Annotated in this window: 25 protein-coding genes; 2 read left to right on the forward strand and 23 right to left on the reverse strand. The window is 48.7% G+C overall.

Annotated features, from left to right (window positions below):
* On the forward strand, window positions 1-312 hold a 312-nt coding region (locus PHF27_RS05645; protein ID WP_300067186.1), incomplete at its 5' end, for a hypothetical protein.
* 383 nt (window positions 313-695) lie between these two features.
* Here the strand turns inward: PHF27_RS05645 and PHF27_RS05650 are convergent.
* The 13 genes from PHF27_RS05650 to PHF27_RS05710 are packed head-to-tail and all read right to left on the reverse strand — an operon-like array spanning window position 696 to window position 13,698.
* Window positions 696-923: a hypothetical protein gene (locus tag PHF27_RS05650; protein ID WP_300067189.1), complete on the reverse strand. Its 228-nt coding sequence runs from the start codon at window positions 921-923 to the stop codon at window positions 696-698.
* A 2-nt stretch (window positions 924-925) separates the two neighbouring features.
* On the reverse strand, window positions 926-1,255 hold the full coding sequence (locus tag PHF27_RS05655) for a hypothetical protein (protein ID WP_300067190.1): 330 nt from the start codon (window positions 1,253-1,255) through the stop codon (window positions 926-928).
* Window positions 1,233-1,736: a hypothetical protein gene (locus tag PHF27_RS05660; protein WP_300067192.1), complete on the reverse strand. Its 504-nt coding sequence runs from the start codon at window positions 1,734-1,736 to the stop codon at window positions 1,233-1,235. Before PHF27_RS05660 ends, PHF27_RS05655 begins: the two co-directional genes overlap by 23 nt.
* Complete coding sequence (locus PHF27_RS05665; RefSeq protein ID WP_300067193.1) at window positions 1,736-2,275, reverse strand: N-acetylmuramoyl-L-alanine amidase; 540 nt, start codon at window positions 2,273-2,275, stop codon at window positions 1,736-1,738. The genes PHF27_RS05660 and PHF27_RS05665 overlap by 1 nt, the downstream gene beginning before the upstream one ends.
* Window positions 2,276-2,287: 12 nt before the next feature.
* Window positions 2,288-2,464, reverse strand: coding sequence for a hypothetical protein (locus PHF27_RS05670; protein ID WP_300067195.1), 177 nt, complete (start codon window positions 2,462-2,464; stop codon window positions 2,288-2,290).
* A gap of 53 nt (window positions 2,465-2,517) precedes the next feature.
* Window positions 2,518-2,847, reverse strand: coding sequence for a hypothetical protein (locus tag PHF27_RS05675; RefSeq protein WP_300067197.1), 330 nt, complete (start codon window positions 2,845-2,847; stop codon window positions 2,518-2,520).
* 27 nt (window positions 2,848-2,874) lie between these two features.
* Complete coding sequence (locus tag PHF27_RS05680; RefSeq protein WP_300067199.1) at window positions 2,875-5,655, reverse strand: GDSL-type esterase/lipase family protein; 2,781 nt, start codon at window positions 5,653-5,655, stop codon at window positions 2,875-2,877.
* Window positions 5,652-6,023 (reverse strand): hypothetical protein, encoded by a 372-nt coding sequence (locus tag PHF27_RS05685; protein ID WP_300067201.1) that lies wholly within the window; start codon window positions 6,021-6,023, stop codon window positions 5,652-5,654. The genes PHF27_RS05680 and PHF27_RS05685 overlap by 4 nt, the downstream gene beginning before the upstream one ends.
* Window positions 6,023-8,143 (reverse strand): phage tail protein, encoded by a 2,121-nt coding sequence (locus PHF27_RS05690; RefSeq protein WP_300067203.1) that lies wholly within the window; start codon window positions 8,141-8,143, stop codon window positions 6,023-6,025. The genes PHF27_RS05685 and PHF27_RS05690 overlap by 1 nt, the downstream gene beginning before the upstream one ends.
* Window positions 8,140-8,577 (reverse strand): NlpC/P60 family protein, encoded by a 438-nt coding sequence (locus tag PHF27_RS05695; protein ID WP_300067205.1) that lies wholly within the window; start codon window positions 8,575-8,577, stop codon window positions 8,140-8,142. Before PHF27_RS05695 ends, PHF27_RS05690 begins: the two co-directional genes overlap by 4 nt.
* On the reverse strand, window positions 8,574-9,437 hold the full coding sequence (locus PHF27_RS05700) for a DUF2163 domain-containing protein (protein ID WP_300067206.1): 864 nt from the start codon (window positions 9,435-9,437) through the stop codon (window positions 8,574-8,576). The genes PHF27_RS05695 and PHF27_RS05700 overlap by 4 nt, the downstream gene beginning before the upstream one ends.
* The gene (locus PHF27_RS05705; protein WP_300067208.1) at window positions 9,434-10,000 is read right to left on the reverse strand and encodes a DUF2460 domain-containing protein; all 567 of its coding nucleotides are present in this window, start codon (window positions 9,998-10,000) and stop codon (window positions 9,434-9,436) included. The genes PHF27_RS05700 and PHF27_RS05705 overlap by 4 nt, the downstream gene beginning before the upstream one ends.
* On the reverse strand, window positions 10,000-13,698 hold the full coding sequence (locus tag PHF27_RS05710; protein WP_300067210.1) for a hypothetical protein: 3,699 nt from the start codon (window positions 13,696-13,698) through the stop codon (window positions 10,000-10,002). The genes PHF27_RS05705 and PHF27_RS05710 overlap by 1 nt, the downstream gene beginning before the upstream one ends.
* Before the next feature lie 57 nt (window positions 13,699-13,755).
* Between PHF27_RS05710 and PHF27_RS05715 the strand changes: the two genes are divergently transcribed.
* Complete coding sequence (locus PHF27_RS05715; protein ID WP_300067212.1) at window positions 13,756-14,298, forward strand: hypothetical protein; 543 nt, start codon at window positions 13,756-13,758, stop codon at window positions 14,296-14,298.
* 41 nt (window positions 14,299-14,339) lie between these two features.
* Here the strand turns inward: PHF27_RS05715 and PHF27_RS05720 are convergent, their stop codons facing one another.
* The 10 genes from PHF27_RS05720 to PHF27_RS05765 form a co-directional block, all read right to left on the reverse strand.
* Entirely contained in the window at window positions 14,340-15,191 is an 852-nt protein-coding gene (locus PHF27_RS05720; protein ID WP_300067214.1) for a phage antirepressor KilAC domain-containing protein, read from the reverse strand.
* Window positions 15,188-15,325 carry a hypothetical protein gene (locus tag PHF27_RS05725; protein WP_300067216.1) on the reverse strand — a complete coding sequence of 46 codons (138 nt, stop codon included), beginning with the start codon at window positions 15,323-15,325 and terminating at the stop codon, window positions 15,188-15,190. Before PHF27_RS05725 ends, PHF27_RS05720 begins: the two co-directional genes overlap by 4 nt.
* A 219-nt stretch (window positions 15,326-15,544) precedes the next feature.
* Window positions 15,545-15,682 carry a CopG family transcriptional regulator gene (locus PHF27_RS05730; protein WP_300067218.1) on the reverse strand — a complete coding sequence of 46 codons (138 nt, stop codon included), beginning with the start codon at window positions 15,680-15,682 and terminating at the stop codon, window positions 15,545-15,547.
* Between the two features lie 81 nt (window positions 15,683-15,763).
* Window positions 15,764-15,979, reverse strand: coding sequence for a hypothetical protein (locus PHF27_RS05735; protein WP_300067220.1), 216 nt, complete (start codon window positions 15,977-15,979; stop codon window positions 15,764-15,766).
* A gap of 113 nt (window positions 15,980-16,092) precedes the next feature.
* A complete protein-coding gene (locus tag PHF27_RS05740; protein WP_300067222.1) occupies window positions 16,093-16,458 on the reverse strand; it encodes a hypothetical protein in 366 nt (121 codons plus the stop codon).
* A 47-nt stretch (window positions 16,459-16,505) separates the two neighbouring features.
* Window positions 16,506-16,991: a phage tail protein gene (locus tag PHF27_RS05745; protein ID WP_300067223.1), complete on the reverse strand. Its 486-nt coding sequence runs from the start codon at window positions 16,989-16,991 to the stop codon at window positions 16,506-16,508.
* Window positions 16,992-17,003: 12 nt separating this feature from the next.
* Entirely contained in the window at window positions 17,004-17,408 is a 405-nt protein-coding gene (locus PHF27_RS05750; protein ID WP_300067225.1) for a DUF3168 domain-containing protein, read from the reverse strand.
* Entirely contained in the window at window positions 17,405-17,851 is a 447-nt protein-coding gene (locus PHF27_RS05755) for an HK97-gp10 family putative phage morphogenesis protein (protein WP_300067227.1), read from the reverse strand. The genes PHF27_RS05750 and PHF27_RS05755 overlap by 4 nt, the downstream gene beginning before the upstream one ends.
* Complete coding sequence (locus PHF27_RS05760; protein WP_300067229.1) at window positions 17,848-18,165, reverse strand: head-tail adaptor protein; 318 nt, start codon at window positions 18,163-18,165, stop codon at window positions 17,848-17,850. The genes PHF27_RS05755 and PHF27_RS05760 overlap by 4 nt, the downstream gene beginning before the upstream one ends.
* Window positions 18,162-18,452: a head-tail connector protein gene (locus PHF27_RS05765; RefSeq protein ID WP_300067231.1), complete on the reverse strand. Its 291-nt coding sequence runs from the start codon at window positions 18,450-18,452 to the stop codon at window positions 18,162-18,164. The genes PHF27_RS05760 and PHF27_RS05765 overlap by 4 nt, the downstream gene beginning before the upstream one ends.
* Between the last annotated feature and the right edge of the window lie 240 nt (window positions 18,453-18,692).

Below are 18,692 nucleotides of genomic sequence, written 5' to 3' on the forward strand. Positions count from 1 at the left end.
TTTAGCTGCAGTTCCACCAGGCTTTATAGCGGAAAGCTGAATTGCATTCTTGAGAACCTGGCGGAGCATCTTTCGGCGTATTATGTCGCGTTGTTTTTTAAAAATACTAGTTATGCAAAAGACTCATATATATGTTATAACAATAAACATCCAGGACACGAATTTTACATGCATACTATAGCTTTATTTAACCAATGGAAGAAAACCATGATTGATGATGAAAAAAAGAAGAGAAAAGAAAGAGAACTTATCGAAAAACAAATTAGCCATACTAATTCTTTATGTGTTCCAAAAAAAATAAACCAGGCGTAATGCCTGGTTTATTTTAATTCAATATCGTTAAAATTTGACACTTCTTCAATCTTGATGTTTTTCAACACCATTATTTTCTGCTTCATTCATTACTTTTTTTTCCGCAGAAGGTTGTTCACAGACTTCTTCAAAAAAGTCAGTAAATTGCATTAAGCTAACCCCCTTTTTCAAACCATTCTACAATAGCCTGCACTGTGATTGTTGTATTTCAATTATACCTCATAGTAATATTAAAGTAAACCATCAAGCATTTTGGTAAATATACAGCAAAAGCCAGCCCAGCGCCGCGAGGCGCCAGGCTGGCTTTAACTTTACTTTTCGTTTGATATATACGATTTACTTGACTAAAAAAGTCAAGTAATCCTATAGTTTTTGACTAAAAATCAAGTGTTGGGCGTCTGCTGCTCCGTAGTTGCCGAGGTTTGCTGCTGCGCGGTGGTCTGCTGCAATTGCTGCAGGGCCGTAGAAACTAGCACGTTGGCAGCGTTGGCGACCATCTCATTACGGGCAGGCACCCACGATGCACTATTGCTGGTGATTTTGCTCGACAGATACGATGTCAGCCCAGAAAGCGCGATAAGGCCCATGTTACTCCAAAAGTTGTTTGCCATTTTTACATTCCACCTAAAATTTTTGTCAGGGCTGCTGCTACTGCTGCCCCTGCCGTCCCCGACGCCGCGACAATGGGCAAGTACTTTTTTGCTACCGCTAATACGATCGGAGACAGCACCGGCCACAAATCCTGCAGCACGCTTAAAATAGTCGGCTTGGCCGTAGCCATCAGCTCAGCCTCGGTCACTTCTCGGCCAGCCTGCGCCCGTAAATCGGCTAGGCATAAAGCCTCGTACTGCTGCGCGTACTCCCGCAGTCCAGGCGGCAGGCGTTCCACAATCACCCGCGCCCGGACGGCAGCTTGGTAATCAGAGAGTAATTTCGCGTCCATTATGATCCTCCATAATTGTCCGATATAGATGTGCCGGTGAGACGGAACCGGCTTCCAGATCCGGCAGCACGTCCAGTCCGGCCGCCCGAAGAATTCGGGTGACTGTCTCTGAGCAATGTATCGTCAGCGCATTGTCCGGGATGCTGACGCCGAAAATCTCCTGCAGCCCCGTCTCCAGGCAATCGGTATAGCCATATAAAGTCCCCAGCAGCGCACGGGCTTTGTCCTCGCCTGCGCGCCGATCAGGCACATCAACAATGACAAACCGTGCATGCGGATCGCCGCGGAACTTATCCGGCGAGTGCAGCCACACGCCCGGGTATGGGTCTTCTGCCTCCTTTGCGCCTGTGGACTCATACGTACCGCCGAAGAGCATCAAAAAAGCATGGCTGATGTCTAAATCCACGCCATGCGAGAAACCTTCGATAAATTTGTCCAGGCGGGTGTCGCCGCCTACAAAGCCGACTAGCATTTTAGCCATCACGCATCCTCCTGGGTGATGTAGTCGGTCACGCCGCGAGCAATGGCAGCGGCAATGCGGTCCTGCCATGCTGCGGTAGCCATTTCCTTCTCGCGGCCATGATTGCTGATAAACTCGGTTTCCACCAACACCGCTGGCGCATCGGTGTATTTGATGACGTAAAAACCGGCCGTCTTGCAGCCGCGGTCTACGACGCCAGGGAGGCCAATGATTTGCTCTTGGATGTACTGTGCTAATTTGGCTCCGGCATCCGAATTGTAATCGCTGAATGTTTCAGCGCCCTCCGCCGTCTCATTGTCGCAGCTGTTGCAATGGATGCTGATAAATAAATCAGCGCCCCACTCGTTCGATGTGCCCGTAATGACGGCGAGGTCATCGTGCTGCAAGGTCCTTACATCGCATCCTGCAGCCACTAAATACGCCGCAACTTTTTGCCCAACGGCTGCAGCCACATCGGATTCGCGCAGGCCGGTGGGCCCGCAGGCTCCTGGATCAGGATTCCCGTTCGGCGCATGGCCGGGATTAATAAATACTTTCATGATCTTTACCTCCTATTTATTTGCCATTACCGCATAAATTGACAGCGCAGTAGTAACAGTCCAGGCTACTACACCGCAGTACCATTTGCTTGAGTTGTCGCGCTCCTGCAAAGTTGTCTCCACTCTGGCCAAGCGGTCCCTCAAATCGTCAATTTTATCAAATAAGCGTGCAATTACATCATCCGACATACCCCACCTCCACTACCCTAAAAAGATAGGCCCCGGAAATCGCCGAGGCCTTTTTACTTATTCTGCTGCTGCCAGTGCCGCCGCAGTTCGCTCGAAGATAAATAACCAGGCGCCCAGGCGTGGAAGAACCCGCAGACCATGTCGCCAAATCGCAATGTGTCCTCTTCGTGTCCGTGATCCAGCAACCAGCGTTTTGTAATCGCTGCCCACTTAGTCAGCGTGTCCAGCGCGACAAAAATAATAGCGGCCGCGATAATTTCTTCGCTGCCGCCAAACAAATACGCCCACGCCGCCGAAATACCGGACAACGCCACCTTGATGGGCCAAAACTCTAAGAGACTTTCCCCGCCGTTTCGCAGCATCCGCCATGCTCGTTCAAACATCTCCAAATCGCCACCTCTACAAAATTATTACACGGTATCCCCTATTCCCGGTCTAATCAGCGACAAACCCAAATGCCGGCAGATATTCTCGTAGATAACCTGATAGCCTAAATCGTTTGGATGCAATCCATCACTGAGCAGGTCGTCAATCGTGCAACCTGTTTCCCTCGCGTACCGGAAAAAGCAATCATAATTGCTGATAAAAGGCAGGCTAAACTCCTTGGCCACTTGCCTGGTCAGGGTGTCCAAGTCATCGACATGCCAAAGTCGGCCCTCCAATGTATCGCTGGCAACAGAGCTGGGGATAGTGGACATGAGCAACACCTGAGACCCGTTCACCTGCGCTTGTTTGATGATTTCGCGCAGAAAGGCTTTCGTGATTTCGGGGTAACTTTCCGAATTCCGATCGTTTGTCCCAATCTGGATAAGCACCAAATCATCATCAGATGCCAGCGCGGTAGCTCGGTTTTCGTAAATGCCTTTAGTCGTTTGTCCTGAAACGCCAAAATTTTGTACAGTGATGGTTTTAGGCGTCTTTACGCCGTTAAAGCAAAAATAAACGCCAGTAGACGATGCATTTTTGGTATTAGTATGCTGGATTTCCAGGGTATGTTTTGCCGCGGTAAGCCCTGTAATTGCATATTCATTTCCTTTTGTGCTTGTAGCAGCATAAGTATCGATTGTCCCTTGCTGCACTCCGTCAATCAGCACATTTACAATGCCACCATTGCTAATCGTTGTGTAATAAACACTGCAATGGTCGCCGTAAAACTCGCATTTAACGCCAAGCCCCGGGTAGAGACCGTTGAGGTTATACGTTATTGCCGATAGCCCGGTGTCGCCGCTACTATGCGATAAATTAGCAGCGGTCATGGGTGCAGTAATTTGTATATTGGGGTTGTTTGCTGCTAAATACTGGTCATGTCCGAATTGCCCAACAATCCGGTCTAGTAGCATATTCGCCCAACTCGTCGATGTGCGGACAGGCTGGTAGTATCCGCCGTAAGCAAGGTCGGTACTAAGCGCGTAACCTGTGCCGCCAACACCAGCAGTAATGCTGTCCCCCAGCAGTTTGACTTTTACCTTTTTCGTAGGCTGGTCAAACAAATCCATAATCCGGCTGCAGGGATTGCTATCCATGATTCTCTTTTGCACGTCCGGAGCCAATTGCTCATACATAATGGATTCAAAGGCAGCCGGCGCTTTTACGCGGCCTCTGTACAGATGCAGGCCGGTGATATAGCTTGTGGGGCTTCCGCTTATTGTAGAGTTAGATAATCCGAAGAATACATCGGTTATTGTTCCGCTTGCCGCCAAAGGGAATACACAGTGAACAACTTCCGGGTCAGTAGTCGCGGTTACACGACTCCCGTATGTTTTGCCGTCAACATTTGTAGATGTGTTACGATTCCAGGAACCGCAAACAAGCTTTGCCTGATTCGCCACATCGGATTTAATCACAGCAAAGGCGGTCAATTCCTCTCCTGCCGCTAGTCCCAGGGATGATATATCAATATATATCTGTCCACCAGTATTCGCTCCGGTGATATATGCGGCAGAGCAATTAACGGGCATACCTTGTGGCCCTCTTGCAAGTTTCAGTGTGCTGGACATGCTAGGCCAGTTCATTTTTGTCAGCCAGGGGTCACTTACAAGATTCTTTTGGTATTTTTGCTGAATAAGCTGGATAGGGTTAAAATACACGCCGCCAACGCCTGTTTTTTCGCTGGTGATTTCAGGTAGGTCGGTTGAACGGTTAATTCGTGCAGGGTGGTTAAATCCATAACTATTGCTGTCAGCGATATAGGTTGTGTCGTAAATAATGTTAATAAGCCCTGGAAAAGGGCTGGTTAAGCGTCTATAGGTATAATCATAGGTCGCTAAAATTCCATATGGGTAACTAGGTAATTGATTATACGGATATACTGCCAGCGCGTTTGTCGATTTGTGCCAAACGACAACAAAAATGCCGGTCAGTACACTAGCCAAGCTAATGTCCGCACCGACAGCAACCGTGTATTGGTTATCTTCCGTTTTTACCAGAAATGATTTTTCTTGGCGGACTACCAGCGAGGCCAGATTGATGGTTATAGCGTTCCGGTCTGCTACAGTAATAGGCAGGCGGTATAGCTGCCCATCCTGCAGCGGGTCAACTATATTCCCTTTGCGCAGCGATAGCATCGGTAAATCAAGCCCACCGGCGACGTATGCGGTCGCTGATGCCCCCGCCTCAAATTGATAGGTTGCTGCGTTTGTCGTCGCAAAAGCCACCCTTGCCCAGTACGCATTGGCCGGGGATGTTACTGTCAAATCGGTAGAGCTGCCAGTGGCAAGATAAGTCTTGTCGATTGCGTACCAAATCAGGTTTGCCGCTACTGTCCGCGTATACTGCGTGTTTGGCGTGACGGGCATGTAATCAGATGTGCAAAATCCTGCCATTGCCTTTGTGCCGGTAGTCCCATCAAACCCTGTATCCGTTAGCATAGTGCGCTTGTCAAACAGGTTTTTGCTCTGGTTAAAATACGATAAGTACCACGCTTTTTCTACCGCAGTAGCCGCTGCTGCAGACGCCGCACTTGCGGCAGGCACAGCCAAATCTTTAGCTGCTACTGCCTCGTCTCTAGCTGTTACAGCAGTGTCCCTCGCGGCAGTTGTCGTTGCTGCCGCCGCAGTAGCTGTGCTGGCGGCAGTTTGTGCGGTGGCGGCACTCGTTACGGCGGTGCCACTCGCTGTCCTAGCTGCCGCCAGACTTTCTGCCGCCTGGGCGGCCGCTAGCTTGGAATTATACGTATCTGCAATAACAATCATTTTGTCACCTCCGGAGATACCGTTACATAGCCCTGCAGTACGCGGTAGACCGCGCCGGCAGAGTCAGTGAACTCCACGTCATATACATACGTTTCCGCCTCGTCATAGGCATCTCCGGTTGTGGGGATGCTTTTTGTTTCTGCGGCAGTCAGTTTTAGTGCAAATATCCCGTTCGCAGCGTCAATAATGGCGATTGTGATTGCACAAATCACCCCGGCATGGCTGGCGCTAGAACGGATTTGCCCCCGGCTGGTCATTGATGTCAAATTAACTGGCGTCGTGCCTTCAAAGGCCCATTGAAATTCTTGGTAAAACGTTTCGCCCTGGCGCACGGCCAAGTTATACGCAGTTTGCGTGTCGGCCAACATTACCACCCTCTCGCTTCATAAATAAATTCTCCGGCAGCGGGTACCCCGCCAACTTGAATCAGTGCATCATATCCATTGGCGCTAACATTGCGCCAGTACACCTGCCCGCCAGGCGTTTGGCAATATAGAGTCAGCGTAGGCGTATCATTAAACACCCGGCTGAAGCTGTACGATGCCCACCCGGCCGTTGCATCTACAGTGGCTCGCTCTGTGCGCGTTAATGCTCCAGCCCCCTGAATCGCATAGGAGTAAGCTTGCACATCCGCAAGGTCTTGCAGCGCATTACCCCATACATTGTAGGAGGTAAGTTTTACGTAGTACGTGCGGTTGATCATGTCGGTTGTATACGGATACACAAAGCTCCTCACGTCGTATCGCAAAAATGAATCCCCTGGATCGTGCGACGTGATAGCCGTCCCATATAGGCCGCGCCGCAGCCCGGACAGTGCGTAAATGCCAGCACTCACTAGCGTTGCCGTCTCGTAGGCCATCCACTCCGCGCCGATCGCGATGAGCGTGGCGCCGGCGTCGGCCGCTGTTGAGGATACGCTCAACAATTGCGCGGTGCTGTCTTCTAGCTGGATAGTAACAGAACTGCTGCTGGATGACATGCCGCCTGTTATGTGGCCATACCGGCTCGGAGAGGTGATTTGACCAATTTGCTGATACGATTGATTATCAGCGCTAATCCAAACATAAGCTCCGCCCCATGATTCCGACACTCCGCAAGCCATGATCCCCACATTATGACTACCATCCTGCCAGGGCGTCTCGAAAAATACCGGAGCCGCCACATTGCCGGGATCGGCATACCGGTCCATGCCGGCGCGCACAGAATCGTAGGTAGCGTACCGAGCCGGGGAATACGTGCCAAATGGTCTGTACTTCGCCGTGCATTTGTACTCCTCGTCACCATCTTCTTCGATGCTCTCAATTTGTACTGGAACCAGCGACAACCCCGATCCGGCATCGGTTAGCGTCACAATGTCCCCAGGCTCCAGCAAGCTGTGCGCTAATCCCAGCTTGAAATTAAATGTGTTCCTGCCGTAGCAGCTTTCCAGCGCCAGCATCTGCGCTACATATTCCGCCCGGGCCTTGGTGTGGATTTCGTGGTATGTGACCGTCGACATGGGCCGCAGGCCACGCTTATTGATATCAGCTAGAATCTGATAATCCACTGTTTCGGTTTCGTAGTTATTGGCCCGGTTGGTAAACTCAACAGTAACCTGATTGTACGTTTCGGCATTATCCGTACGCTCCCATGTTACCAACACGCCATCTTCCAGCTCCAACAGATCGTCTTCATCTAGATCGTATTCTGGAGTAGTATTGGGTGCATAGGTCACGCCGTTGCCGGTAATCTCCGTTTCGCAGCGAGGAACAAATTTCATTTTCGACTGGCTCCAAAAAACAATGGTATTGGCCATTTCGCAAAGACGGTTGGTGATCTCATAAGCCTTTGCCTGATCTGTCAGGGCCAATGTTATATACAGATCGGATGCTTTGCAAAAAGTTCGGAAGTTTTCAAACGTGGCCATATTGGCGTTATTTTCTCCAGCGCCAAAATCGGCAAGAATGTAGCCAACCGCATCTGCGGGATTCACGTCCACTCCGTCTCCCGTGGCAAGTAATTTCCCCTTGATTTCAAAGTTGTATTGCTTCAGTCCGCCGTTGGAGTTTAGATCAATATAACCGGCCACGTACGCCAGCCCGGAATACGGCAACGCTCGATCCGGAGACACCGACTGCGTATAGCTCCAAGGCGCCTGCCCGATGGCTCCATCAAACAGCGTCACTCCGGAGTCCGCCAGGGTTGTTACCGTATCCGTATCCTCCCATATTTTGCCGACGCCGCTGATCTGCCCCTCCGCCAGCGCCATTAGGATCGCTGCTTTGTACGTATACGAGATGGTGGTAGTAGATGCGCCGCCCTTGCCGGCGCTTTGTGTTTCCGCATGCCGGATGGCCGTAAAATTAAAGTAATCAATTACGTTCCCCGCTTGCCTAGATGTTCCAAGGATAAGAGGCACGACATTGCCATACGTTGCCTCGTTGACCTGGAAACCGGCTACACTGCCATTGTCGATGACGGTTTCCCTACCGCCGATCAGGCCGCTCATGTCCCCACCTGCCTTGGGCGATAGATTCCATACAAGCGAGATTGGCCTTTTTTGTCGAAGAAAAGCGACTCGTTTAAAGCGGACTCGATGACGCCCATCCCCACATAGGCATGGATAATCTTGTTTTCACCAACAAAAATACCGCCGTGACTAACACAGCGGCCAAACTTAAACAATACAATGTCTCCCGGCTCCGGATCGCCGGTAATGGGATCGCAGTAACGCTCGATCCATCCCAAGTACTTTTCTTCCGATTTGTGCAAATGCCACTCCGGCGAATAATACCCTGGGTCGCATTCTCCGGCAGCCAAATAGCCTGCGTTCTCGTAGACCGCAATTAGGAGCTGGCCGCAATCCACGCCAACTCCCTTCAACTTGGCACCGCTATGGTAGGGTGTTTTTATCCACGAATACGCTTCATTTATCACATTCATTTCGTGATCGTCTCCTTCAGCGGGATGTACGGCGTTGAGCAATTATGGGTTTTGTTGTTAAACTTGCTTTCACACGCCGCCGGTGTCCTCGCGCAGCCTGGATAAATAGCAATGGTATCGCCGACCGCCGGCAGCGAATCAAGAGCCACAATAAATACGATATGACCATTGGCGGCGTGAGAATTTTTTATAGACATGCTCTCGCCTGACAAATCGCCGCCGGTAAACTCAGCGCCACCAAGATCGTAATAGCCATCCGTAAATGTTAGGTTGGTGTAGATCTCTTGCTTGCTAAGCACCTGCGTTATTGTTCCAGTTGTAGTCCAATTGGCGCGGACCAATCCACATTTCGCGGAATATAGTGTATATGGACAGGTTGGATAATATTTGCCGGTAGGATAATCAACATTGAGCAGTTGCATGTAGGATTTAATAATCCATTCTTGTTCTAAACCGCCGCCTCCGCCTACATCCACATACCCGCAGAACCATTCCAGCGCCCCCACGACAACGCCAGGCGACGACATGAAGCATTTGTACAACGTTAAGTTTGCGTTGTCAAATAGGCCATTCCGCGCCGCCTGCTGCCAGGACATTCCATTAATTTGCTCGGCTTGCTCGGCATACACCGAGACATCCACCGAATCAACCTCAATCTTGGCCGTGAGCTTCGTTTTCCCACGCGAAAAGATAGGTCCTTCGCAACTAAAAAAACGCCCATCCGACAGCGTAATAGGCATGTCGTAATCGGCGTACCGCAGAACCGTTCCGCTTGTGAGTGTGATTTCGTACAAGTCGCATTTATAAAATACCGTGGCCGTATGGAGGAACGTTTTTAACGCCTCAGAGCATTCTTTCATCGCACTGTCACCAACTTAAACGAATTCAATTTATATAGGTTGTACCAAAAAATCTCGGACGTGATGGCATCATCAAACGCCACACGCCAGTAGTAGCGAAAATCAGCTGTTACAATCGTGCCCGCCGCAGGGGCTGTGCCGAAAATCACCTTGCCATTCTCTAACGTATATCCCGTCGCCAAGCTAGATCCCAGCCACAAAACAAGCGAGTTTGCCACTATATCGCGCACTGGCTCATAAAACAAGCCACCTAGTGACCGATAAAGCTGAAACTCTTCGGTAACGCCGTCCCCCACAGCCTTTATCCCTACCTGCTTGTTATCTTCCATGTCGAACCACAAAAACGGCTTGGCTCCGCCGCTTTGAGCGCAATAAAACCCGTAAATTTTATCGATTTGTTTTCTGTCTAGTGCTGTAAAAGAGCATTCCAAGGTCCACTCAGGATATGCATGCGTAACCATCGTTTTTCGGCGTTTGCTTCCCGATTGCTGCACTACCACATCATACGAGGGTGTTTTTTTATTATTCCATTCCATGGTCTTTATTTCCGGGAAAACGTCCATCAGACAGTCACCCCCGCAAACTCGCTGGCCTGGCGGCTAAAATACTTGGATATTTCGCGGCCGCCTGATTTTTTGAGCCAATTTTTAACGGATTTTTCGTCGATGGCATGTATGTTTATCGATAGACTGTTTACAGCACCTGCATTGGGTGCCTCGTTCGTTAGAGCATTATTTGCCAAAGTAGGAAGGCTAAATGTACGAGCAGACATGCCCATGGACTTTAGTGACGGACCTGCCACAATGCCGCCGCTCGCAAACTTTGGCATGTGCCCTGCGTTCATGGCCGCGAGGTTGTCGGCGCCCCAGGCTTTTGTTGCCGCCGCAGTGAATACAAATTCTCCTGCGGAAAGCCATGTAGGGATGCTATCCGAAGTGCCTGTTCCAGGCCCAAACACCATGCCACCTGTCGCCATACCTGTCGCAGAAAGAGCCTCTGCAAAGCCAGTAGTCAACGCAATACCGCCCATTGCTGGTCCTGAGTTTGCTCCAAATGTGGCTAAACTTACCATTGCCGCCGCTGGGGCCCATGCAGCTGCTACGGCTGCTCCCCCAGCTGTAGCCTGAGCTGCAGAAGATGTTAGTCCGCTTTTCCCAAAAATAGCCATAGCAACTTGCGCAGCAAGCCATTCAGCCGCCATATTGGCAATAACATTTCCTATTGTTTGTCCTAAGCCGTTCCACGCATCAGATATACTTTTTGTTCCAGTAAACATATCAGAGAAAAACGACTTGAACCCATTTTTAGTACCACCCATGAGCTCAGCCATATAGGACATTGACGTTCTATGTGTTTCCTTCCACGTTTCATAATAAACGTCAATCATAGCCTGTCTCCCAGCTAAATCCTGCGCCAGCAGTGCCTGCTCATTTGACAGCGTTGCCTGGAATTCGGCAATATTACCTGCGTTCCTTGCACTTTCCTGCGCCTCTTCCCACTGCTTACGAGCAACATTGATCGCACGAATCTTTTGGTCTTTTTCTTGTTCAGACACCACTGATTCTTTGTCTATCTGCTTTTTGAAATTAACCTTTCCTTGCTCGTTAATTTCAAAATCAGTACCGTTTTTCGCCCACGCATCGCGGTAAATAGCCTGCTCTCTGGCACTGGCCGCCTCGTATGTCCCCTCGAGATCACGGTACTTATTTTGGATCTTTGTGATTGCTGCATCATACTCGTTCTGGATATTTTGTAGGTCCGAAGCAACCTTAGACGGCTCCATGCCACCAGAGGAATTAGTCATCATTGGAAGGCTGAGTTTTCCCATGCGCTCCTGCAGGCTCCTGGCAGAATCATACATACTATCATTTATCGAATTTTTTTCTTTTTGTTCTTCGTACAACGCTTGCGTACGTTTGCGGGCGTATATTTCATTCAGCTTTTGCAAATCTTTTTCGTACTCTTCATTGGCCGAAGCAGATTTGTTTAATTCTTCTAATTCCGTTTTATACCACTCGTCCGCTTGGTCAACCCGTCCTTTGGTAGTACTAACCCATTCTTTACGAATGGCATTATGAACGTTTAAAGCCTGCGTTGTGAGCTTGTCCATGCCGCTATGACCGCCGCCACCGCTTCCACCACCGTGACTTTCACCACTACCTAATGAATTTTGATACCCTTCTAATAACGACGGGTCAGCAATATTTTTCCTCCATGGTTTATCGTTCTGATTTTTTTCATCCCATGTTTCCCAAAGCTGGTGTTCTTCTTTTTCGGCATCTGTCGCGGGACCAAATCCTTCATGCTCAGGCATGTAATATGCACCAGCTATGCTATTTGGATCAACAACCCATTCTCCAGGAATTACTCTCTTTACCAAATACTCGCCAGGTCTATCTGGGTCATTTCTTACTTCTGCTTTTGGATTATATGACCTAACTCTCTGCTTTGCAGATAAATAATCCATCAATGCATCTATGGCTATCGCTGTTGCTGCTGCAACCCCAAGCCAACCGCCCGCTAACGCAAGCAGGGAAGAAAGAAAATTTCCGGCACCCACTTTAGCCACCGCCATCGCGCCTACGGTACGTTCTCCCATAACAACTGCCGCATCGCCGGAGGCCACCATGGAGGCAGTGAGCTCTTTTTGCACAATGTTTTGCGTAATGAGCGCTTCTTTGGCCATAGCCGAAGACACAACTGTTTTCTCTCCCGCCCCAGTAGCGGCGGCTCCTTGAACGGCAAAGTCTTCGGTAATGGAAGCGGTAGCTACTTTAGACGACTCCGCGCTTCCTAAAAAGGCCGCTGTCATACCTACCCGAATTTGCTCTGCTGCGGCAGCTGCCTCCGTTTGAATTAGTAAGCATTTTTGTACAATAGCCACTTGCGCTTCTTCGGCACTGGAGCTAACCGCTATGGCTGTTTTTATAGCGTCCGCTTGGATCTGCGCCGCCGCCCTGTTGCTGGCGGCGATTCTAGCGCTAATTTGTCGTTCTTGGTCTGCAGTTAGCTTGGCATTATTCGCCATTTGCAATGCTGCTGATTCTGTAGATGCTGCATTATTAGCAAGAAAGGCGGCTGTCATTTCATTGCGAATAGCAGTAGCTGTTGCCGCCGAATCACCGGCTATCTGTATGCTCTTTTCTCGCATAACGACAGCCGTTTCTTCTGCGCTCAAGGCGCTTTGCCGAGCCGCTTTTACTGCATCCTTTTCCATCTTCGCATATGCCTGTCCGCTAGCCGCAACTGCTTGCGAAATAGCGGCCTGCTGCTGCATGGACAGCATTCTCGCAGAACCGCCTTGCGCTGCTGCGGCTTCTGCCGCCTTTGTTGCCGCATCTCGCCATGCATTACCGATGGAAAGTACAGCTGAATTCACCGTCGATAGGCCCTTGTAAGCTAAGGTCACTTTAAGAACTTCTTCTGCCGTACCGGAAATTAGTTCCTTGTTTTCAGAGATTAGTGCCGCCGCCTCAATCAGCCCGTTAGTAAGAGGAGGAAAAAGCTCTAACGCTACTGGTGTCAGCGCCCCCGCAAACGCAGTACCCAAAGAATTCGCCTGCATGGAAGCGACTTTAATTTGTTGGTTTAACTCATGCATCTTTTGCGGGTCAATTCCTACCCCTTTTACCATAGAGGCGCGCTGCGCCGCTTCGTCGTAGTCTTGGAGGGTCTTTGCCAGGACCAGTCCTTTAGCCCCAAGCGTCGACATGATGAACTCTTGCTCCATCCCATTTTCAGAAGCAAGCTTATACCCCTTAGATAATGCCGCAAGCTGTTGGTTCAACGGTAAAAGCTTTCCGCTGCTATCAGTAAGAGAAACACCAAATACGTCTAATATCTCCCTCACTTTCTCGCCGGATTTACCAGTCCCCATATATGACTTATCAAGCCTTGTCATAACACTGGCAAAGCTATCCACGTCACCACCCGTCAGCTTTAGAACCTTGTTAAGCTGCGATGCTTCCGCAGTAGACAAACCAAAACGATTTGATAGTTGATATAACGCTTCGCCAGAAGCCACGGCGCTTTCAACAATTTTCCCCAGCCCAAAGCCTCCCGCTGCCAAGGCAGAAATACTACCTAGCCTTCCGGCAAAAGAACCAAGGCTGTTTGTCGCGCTCGTTATAGCTCCCGCCATTTCCGCAACTGGATTGACTGAAAAAGCGCTGTTGATATCTGATTTCGTTTTTTGGAGTTCTTTGCTCAGACCTTGCGAGTCCCCGTTGATTTTAATGAGCAATTCTGCAAGCGTACTCAAGCCAATACCCCCTTTCTTGGAAAAGTGTTAGAATATAAATCAAAAAGGAGTGGTTGTGTGAAACGATTTATTTTTATTGCGTTAGCTATCCTTTTTGTTTTCATCACCCCGTGTCACGCGGAAAACTTTGTCAACGTAGAAGAAGATGGTGGCTTTAAGGCATCAATGAACCTTGATGACATCAAGGCCGTTTGCATCGTTACCGCAGGGAATCCAATTTCCGTCACCAAAGTAAAATACACTGTATTTTGCAAGCCAGACGAAGAAACGCTGGAGAAACTCAATAAGCTATACCTTACAACCACAATAAAAAATCGGTTTGATAAATACGAGCTTTCCTTGTACGTAGACCGAATCAACGATCCTACTAAGTACAAAAGAATAACCCTAGACATAATGGAGAGTTCCTACTTTCTTTCCGATCCAGAAAAGAATGGAAAGCATATGAAGATAATGCTGCGCGGCTATCCGCGCAACATCGACCTAAAAAATGTTGAAAACAACAAAATAGCCGTAGCCGCAGCAAGCATCGTCTTTGACTACGTTAATAAGCATCCAGAAATAGTCAAAACAATTGAAGAACCCATAGCTAAGAGCTAGCAGCCAATTAAAAAGCCGCCCATACTAGAGCGGCTTTTCATCTATTCTGCTTTTGAAACAACATGCAGTCCGGTATCCCGTTCGATGAGAGGCAAGATATTTCTTCGTTGCTTGAGAATGTCGTAAATAAACAGCCTGCCGCTTTGCGTCCAGTACGTATGAAATGCGCTTCGCTCCGTATCAATGACGTGTGTCTTGCTCTGCGTATAGCCTTTGTCCGCATATTTTTGATAAAGAAGCCAAACGTCCCCTTGTTTGTACTGAACGCCCAGATCATGAAGGAGATTGTTTAGTGCATTCCCAGACAATCCATAGTCTTTGGCGATTTTCGTAATCGACAACAAGGACTTGTTTTGCAAGCACAAATCATAATAGGTTGCCTTTGGAGTCAGCTCATGGATGATTTGCCGCTGCTGGGCCGTTTGCAACTCTAACGACTTCCTTGCTTCACGCTCTTCTTTGAGAGACGTCAGCAGTCGGATTCCAAAGTCTGGGTTAAGAATGGCCTCTTCAAGCGTCGCTGGCGTCATGTACGCGCCATGCTTACGAATCGAGGGGATAACTTCGTGGGTAATCCAGCGCTTGAATTCCCTTAGTTTTTCAACTCTTTCACTTCTGTCTTCTTCGGAAAGTTGAACCCCTTTTTGTGGTTGAAGCTGAAAAAGCAGTGAATAAAGACCGGCCTCGTTGATTATAGACATTGATTGAACTCCGCCAGGGGTGGCGACTTGTGACACACCCTTTTCATCTTCGTCAATTCTGCCAATAGAACGTCTGTAGTTTGTGTCTCCAAAAAACTCGCAAACGTCCTTCGCCACGAACCACGGTTGATTTTCAACCACAACCGTTCTCACTTGAGAATCTTTGAAGTTGAATATTTGTAAGTTGCTCATACCGCAACCTCCTCGCCTTTATGATTTTCACTAATGATTTCCAAACACAACAGCGCCAACGCTTCTAATTCGCTCAATTCCCCTGCGTCTTGGCGGGTCAGAATATCCAGCATATCGGAAGTTATTGCTTTCATTGCTCTACCTCCGATTTCTTTACAATAATTCGCTGTAACAACTTGCGAACAATGCGTTGCCGCAGTTCTTTTTCACTTCGCATAAAAAAATACCTCCTTCAAAATGCGTACGCTTGAAAGAGGTTATCTCATCGAATATAATAGATTTATCCGATGGGAAACCTCGGGTGCAGAGAAGAAGTCCGTCTGGCGTGCAAACTAGAGCGGGCTTTTTCTCATTTATTTTTGGTTTTTGAGATACTCTGAACATATCAACCTGACCAGAGCAGCTAAGGAAATGTTTTTTTCTTTAGCTGCTTTTTTCAACTCTTCATAGAGTTCGTCAGGAAGCTTTATGTTCAACGCTTTATCGTTCATATCTCGCCCCCTTTCTTTACTACAACTTTACTACAATAATTGTAGTAAAACAAGAGGGTAACCAAAAATATTTTAAAAGCCTCATTCCTTAAAAACATTCAAGCCAAACGTTTCACGCAAATATTGCTCCTCGTCTTCTTTGTTTCTTTCCTCGCTATGCTTTCGCAGCGGCGAGAGCAGTTCAGAGGGAGAAATACTGCGTTTCAAGGACTTACCTTCAAGATTCATCAGATTAGAAATGAAATACGCCAACAAATCCTCTTGATACTCCCGCCGCCACCCATATCCATCGTACATACTCATGAATTCATGAGGTTGCAGTTGTTCAAACTCCCACGGCTTCAGATCCAATGGTCCATATGCAATCGGCTCGGCCCATTCCAGCCATTCTTGAAACGACGAAACAGGCTCTACCCGTTTTTTCCTGTATTTTCATCGCCAAGCGCTCTTTTTTGTGACTCTTTACCAAACACACCGCTTGCATAAATGGCGCGAATAATAGGCACAGCTAGTTCTTCAATCCCCCGCGTTTCCGGACGTTCCAAGTATGCTTCAATAGCTTCACTATAGAACTTCTCTCCTTTGCCTGGATTATGATGCGCAAGGCCAATAGGCAAAGCTTTTAAACATAAATCCACCAAACCAACGCCATGCCCGCCAACACCAATAACCGTGACAGATACCCCCATAGCCTGCTCTAATAAAGCAAGCCGTTCAATATCAAAATAAATCGTCTGGTTTTCCCCAAAGAACTCAAACGGTACTGTCTTTTTCATAAAACACTCTCCAATCTAAAAAATAAGAGGCGGCTTAGCCGCCCCAGTTAAGGTGTTGCCGTGGTCCAAGCAGACAACGGGCCAACCCCCTCAAGACTCCCTTTAATCGTAGCTTCGCCGTCATGCGGCGGCTCCAGGGTAAACTCAGTTACACTGCACCAGCCAGTTTTATACTTACCATCTGGCCTTGTAAATTTAACATTAAGCTGCTTTGAGTTGTCATAAGCATACTCAACAGCATCAACACCATCATCATCCAACATGGCCAGCCCATCAAGATCAATACTCCACCCTTTCAGCCCAGCAATAGTGGCTTTATAACCGCCGCTCCCCTTGTGGGTAACATCAATAGTATCTGCCGTTTGCTTTAGCGGACTATTTCTTTGCCCACCAACCTTCGTCCATGTAGGCACTGCGACTGTGCCAATATTAACAAACAGCGTATAGTCTTTGCCGGCAGTAGCTACCGAAGCGTCCGGATTGTCCGGTAATGTAACTGCAAACCGTTGTAATCCAAAATCATTAAACAGCATATGTCATTCCTCCTAAATTCCTGTGTTTTGCACACGACATACGAACGTAATCACACCATGATATCCGCCTTCTTCTTCCTCAAAGGCTTCAAAAAAATCAACATCCTGTTCGAAAACCGAAAACCCATCAGCCGCCAAATCCAGCGGCCACGCCGTCAGCACCGCCGTCACATCGTCCGCAATATCATTAACCTCGCGTTTCCCTTCATACGCTGACCAGACATGAATCTGCTGCGAAACATCAGCAATATCAGTAGTTTTCCCTCCATTGCGCTTGCAAGTAAATGCTCCTAGCGTCACATATGGCAACACGGCCTCAGGCGGTACATCGTCATACACCGGCGTCGTTTGTTTTGTGGATAAAATGGAATAAACGCCCTTCTGCAGAGCGTTCATTGGAATCCTGCGAATAATCACGGCTTCACCGCCTCTTGAACATTGCGCATTAGGTTCGGTTTTTCTTGCTCAAACGCTGGCGTCATAAAGGGCTTTGCTTTTCGTGCTGGAATGGTTGCGCTGTCAGCAAAGCGGCGTATGCCGTTCGCATCGATGCGCAACGCTTTTTTACTTTTAGGCCGCTCCACCGCCGCCCTAGCGCCAAACTCCACCAGATGCGCATGCGGAGACTTGGCCCGCACCTTGCCGGTATTGGTCGCGTCGTTATACTCCATGGTGATGTTCTTCTGCAGCCCACCAGATCGCACCCGTACGCGCCGCTTAGCACCGGCGTAAATATTGGACGTCGACTCTTGCACGGCCCCCCGCATTTTCGCCTGCGTTTGCGCATCATACTGTTGTATTTTTGCCAATTGCTGCTGCAGATCTTTAATACCCAAATTCACCTTAAAAGCGCGGCTCATTTTCTCACGTCCTTGCAGACAAGCACCGTTTCAGTCAAGTCCAGCTCATAAGCATGCTCAACTTCCCACACAGCTGAACCGTACAACACATGCCAACCGTGGGCCACATCTTGGCGGCGGCGAATTTTTATTTCTCGAATGGCTACACTAGCAACAGCTCCCTCAACGCCCTTGACGCTAAGCGCCGGCGGCGTTTTAAATTCTGCCCACACTGTACCTCGATCCGTCCAAACAACCTTGAAACCGCCCATGACGTCCGCGGTCTTGACCGGCTCCTGCAGCGAGATTCGCTTATTCATGCGCCCGATAATCATGGAGTAACCACCACCGCAGCGGCCTGCACTGCGCGAAGCTGTGCAATCATGGCATTCAGTGTGATTTCCAAGCTTCCCAGATTCCCCCTGGAAGTAACTAAGCTAGGATTCTCAATAAAGGTGGCGCAGATCACTGTGATAAGGATTTTATAGAGCGCATTGGTATAGTCTTTAGCGACGCCGGCATTAGCCAAGTACGTTTCGGCAGCGGCCTGGTAACTAGGCAATACCAAGTCGTACTCAGTGCCATCAATTTTCAGAAAAAGCTTAAGATCTTCCAGTGTCATCAGCGCACCTCTTTCTCGCCAACGCAACTACAAGCACTACAAGTACCAGCGATTAAATCGCTTGCGTATTGAATGCTTTTTTTGCCGCAGTCGCAAACGCACGCAAACCTCGCTCGATCACCGCTTTCATTTTTTTCTCGGTTCAGTATAGTAAAGGTTCCCATTTTTTTACCGCTTAAAGTCTGTACTGATAACATAATGACCTCCATAAGTTAGCATGGGGGAGAACGTTCTCCCCCA

The sequence above is a fragment of the Anaeromusa sp. genome (genome assembly GCF_028691475.1).
In the GTDB taxonomy this organism is placed as follows: domain Bacteria; phylum Bacillota; class Negativicutes; order Anaeromusales; family Anaeromusaceae; genus Anaeromusa.

Bases quoted from the DNA above. Each gene is read 5' to 3' on its own strand.
- PHF27_RS05650 (WP_300067189.1), bottom strand. From the start codon at position 923: ATGGCAAACAACTTTTGGAGTAACATGGGCCTTATCGCGCTTTCTGGG.
- PHF27_RS05655 (WP_300067190.1), bottom strand. From the start codon at position 1,255: ATGGACGCGAAATTACTCTCTGATTACCAAGCTGCCGTCCGGGCGCGG.
- PHF27_RS05660 (WP_300067192.1), bottom strand. From the start codon at position 1,736: ATGGCTAAAATGCTAGTCGGCTTTGTAGGCGGCGACACCCGCCTGGAC.
- PHF27_RS05665 (WP_300067193.1), bottom strand. From the start codon at position 2,275: ATGAAAGTATTTATTAATCCCGGCCATGCGCCGAACGGGAATCCTGAT.
- PHF27_RS05670 (WP_300067195.1), bottom strand. From the start codon at position 2,464: ATGTCGGATGATGTAATTGCACGCTTATTTGATAAAATTGACGATTTG.
- PHF27_RS05675 (WP_300067197.1), bottom strand. From the start codon at position 2,847: ATGTTTGAACGAGCATGGCGGATGCTGCGAAACGGCGGGGAAAGTCTC.
- PHF27_RS05680 (WP_300067199.1), bottom strand. From the start codon at position 5,655: ATGATTGTTATTGCAGATACGTATAATTCCAAGCTAGCGGCCGCCCAG.
- PHF27_RS05685 (WP_300067201.1), bottom strand. From the start codon at position 6,023: ATGTTGGCCGACACGCAAACTGCGTATAACTTGGCCGTGCGCCAGGGC.
- PHF27_RS05690 (WP_300067203.1), bottom strand. From the start codon at position 8,143: ATGAGCGGCCTGATCGGCGGTAGGGAAACCGTCATCGACAATGGCAGT.
- PHF27_RS05695 (WP_300067205.1), bottom strand. From the start codon at position 8,577: ATGAATGTGATAAATGAAGCGTATTCGTGGATAAAAACACCCTACCAT.
- PHF27_RS05700 (WP_300067206.1), bottom strand. From the start codon at position 9,437: ATGAAAGAATGCTCTGAGGCGTTAAAAACGTTCCTCCATACGGCCACG.
- PHF27_RS05705 (WP_300067208.1), bottom strand. From the start codon at position 10,000: ATGGACGTTTTCCCGGAAATAAAGACCATGGAATGGAATAATAAAAAA.
- PHF27_RS05720 (WP_300067214.1), bottom strand. From the start codon at position 15,191: ATGAGCAACTTACAAATATTCAACTTCAAAGATTCTCAAGTGAGAACG.
- PHF27_RS05725 (WP_300067216.1), bottom strand. From the start codon at position 15,325: ATGAAAGCAATAACTTCCGATATGCTGGATATTCTGACCCGCCAAGAC.
- PHF27_RS05730 (WP_300067218.1), bottom strand. From the start codon at position 15,682: ATGAACGATAAAGCGTTGAACATAAAGCTTCCTGACGAACTCTATGAA.
- PHF27_RS05735 (WP_300067220.1), bottom strand. From the start codon at position 15,979: ATGTACGATGGATATGGGTGGCGGCGGGAGTATCAAGAGGATTTGTTG.
- PHF27_RS05740 (WP_300067222.1), bottom strand. From the start codon at position 16,458: ATGAAAAAGACAGTACCGTTTGAGTTCTTTGGGGAAAACCAGACGATT.
- PHF27_RS05745 (WP_300067223.1), bottom strand. From the start codon at position 16,991: ATGCTGTTTAATGATTTTGGATTACAACGGTTTGCAGTTACATTACCG.
- PHF27_RS05755 (WP_300067227.1), bottom strand. From the start codon at position 17,851: ATGAGCCGCGCTTTTAAGGTGAATTTGGGTATTAAAGATCTGCAGCAG.
- PHF27_RS05760 (WP_300067229.1), bottom strand. From the start codon at position 18,165: ATGATTATCGGGCGCATGAATAAGCGAATCTCGCTGCAGGAGCCGGTC.
- PHF27_RS05765 (WP_300067231.1), bottom strand. From the start codon at position 18,452: ATGACACTGGAAGATCTTAAGCTTTTTCTGAAAATTGATGGCACTGAG.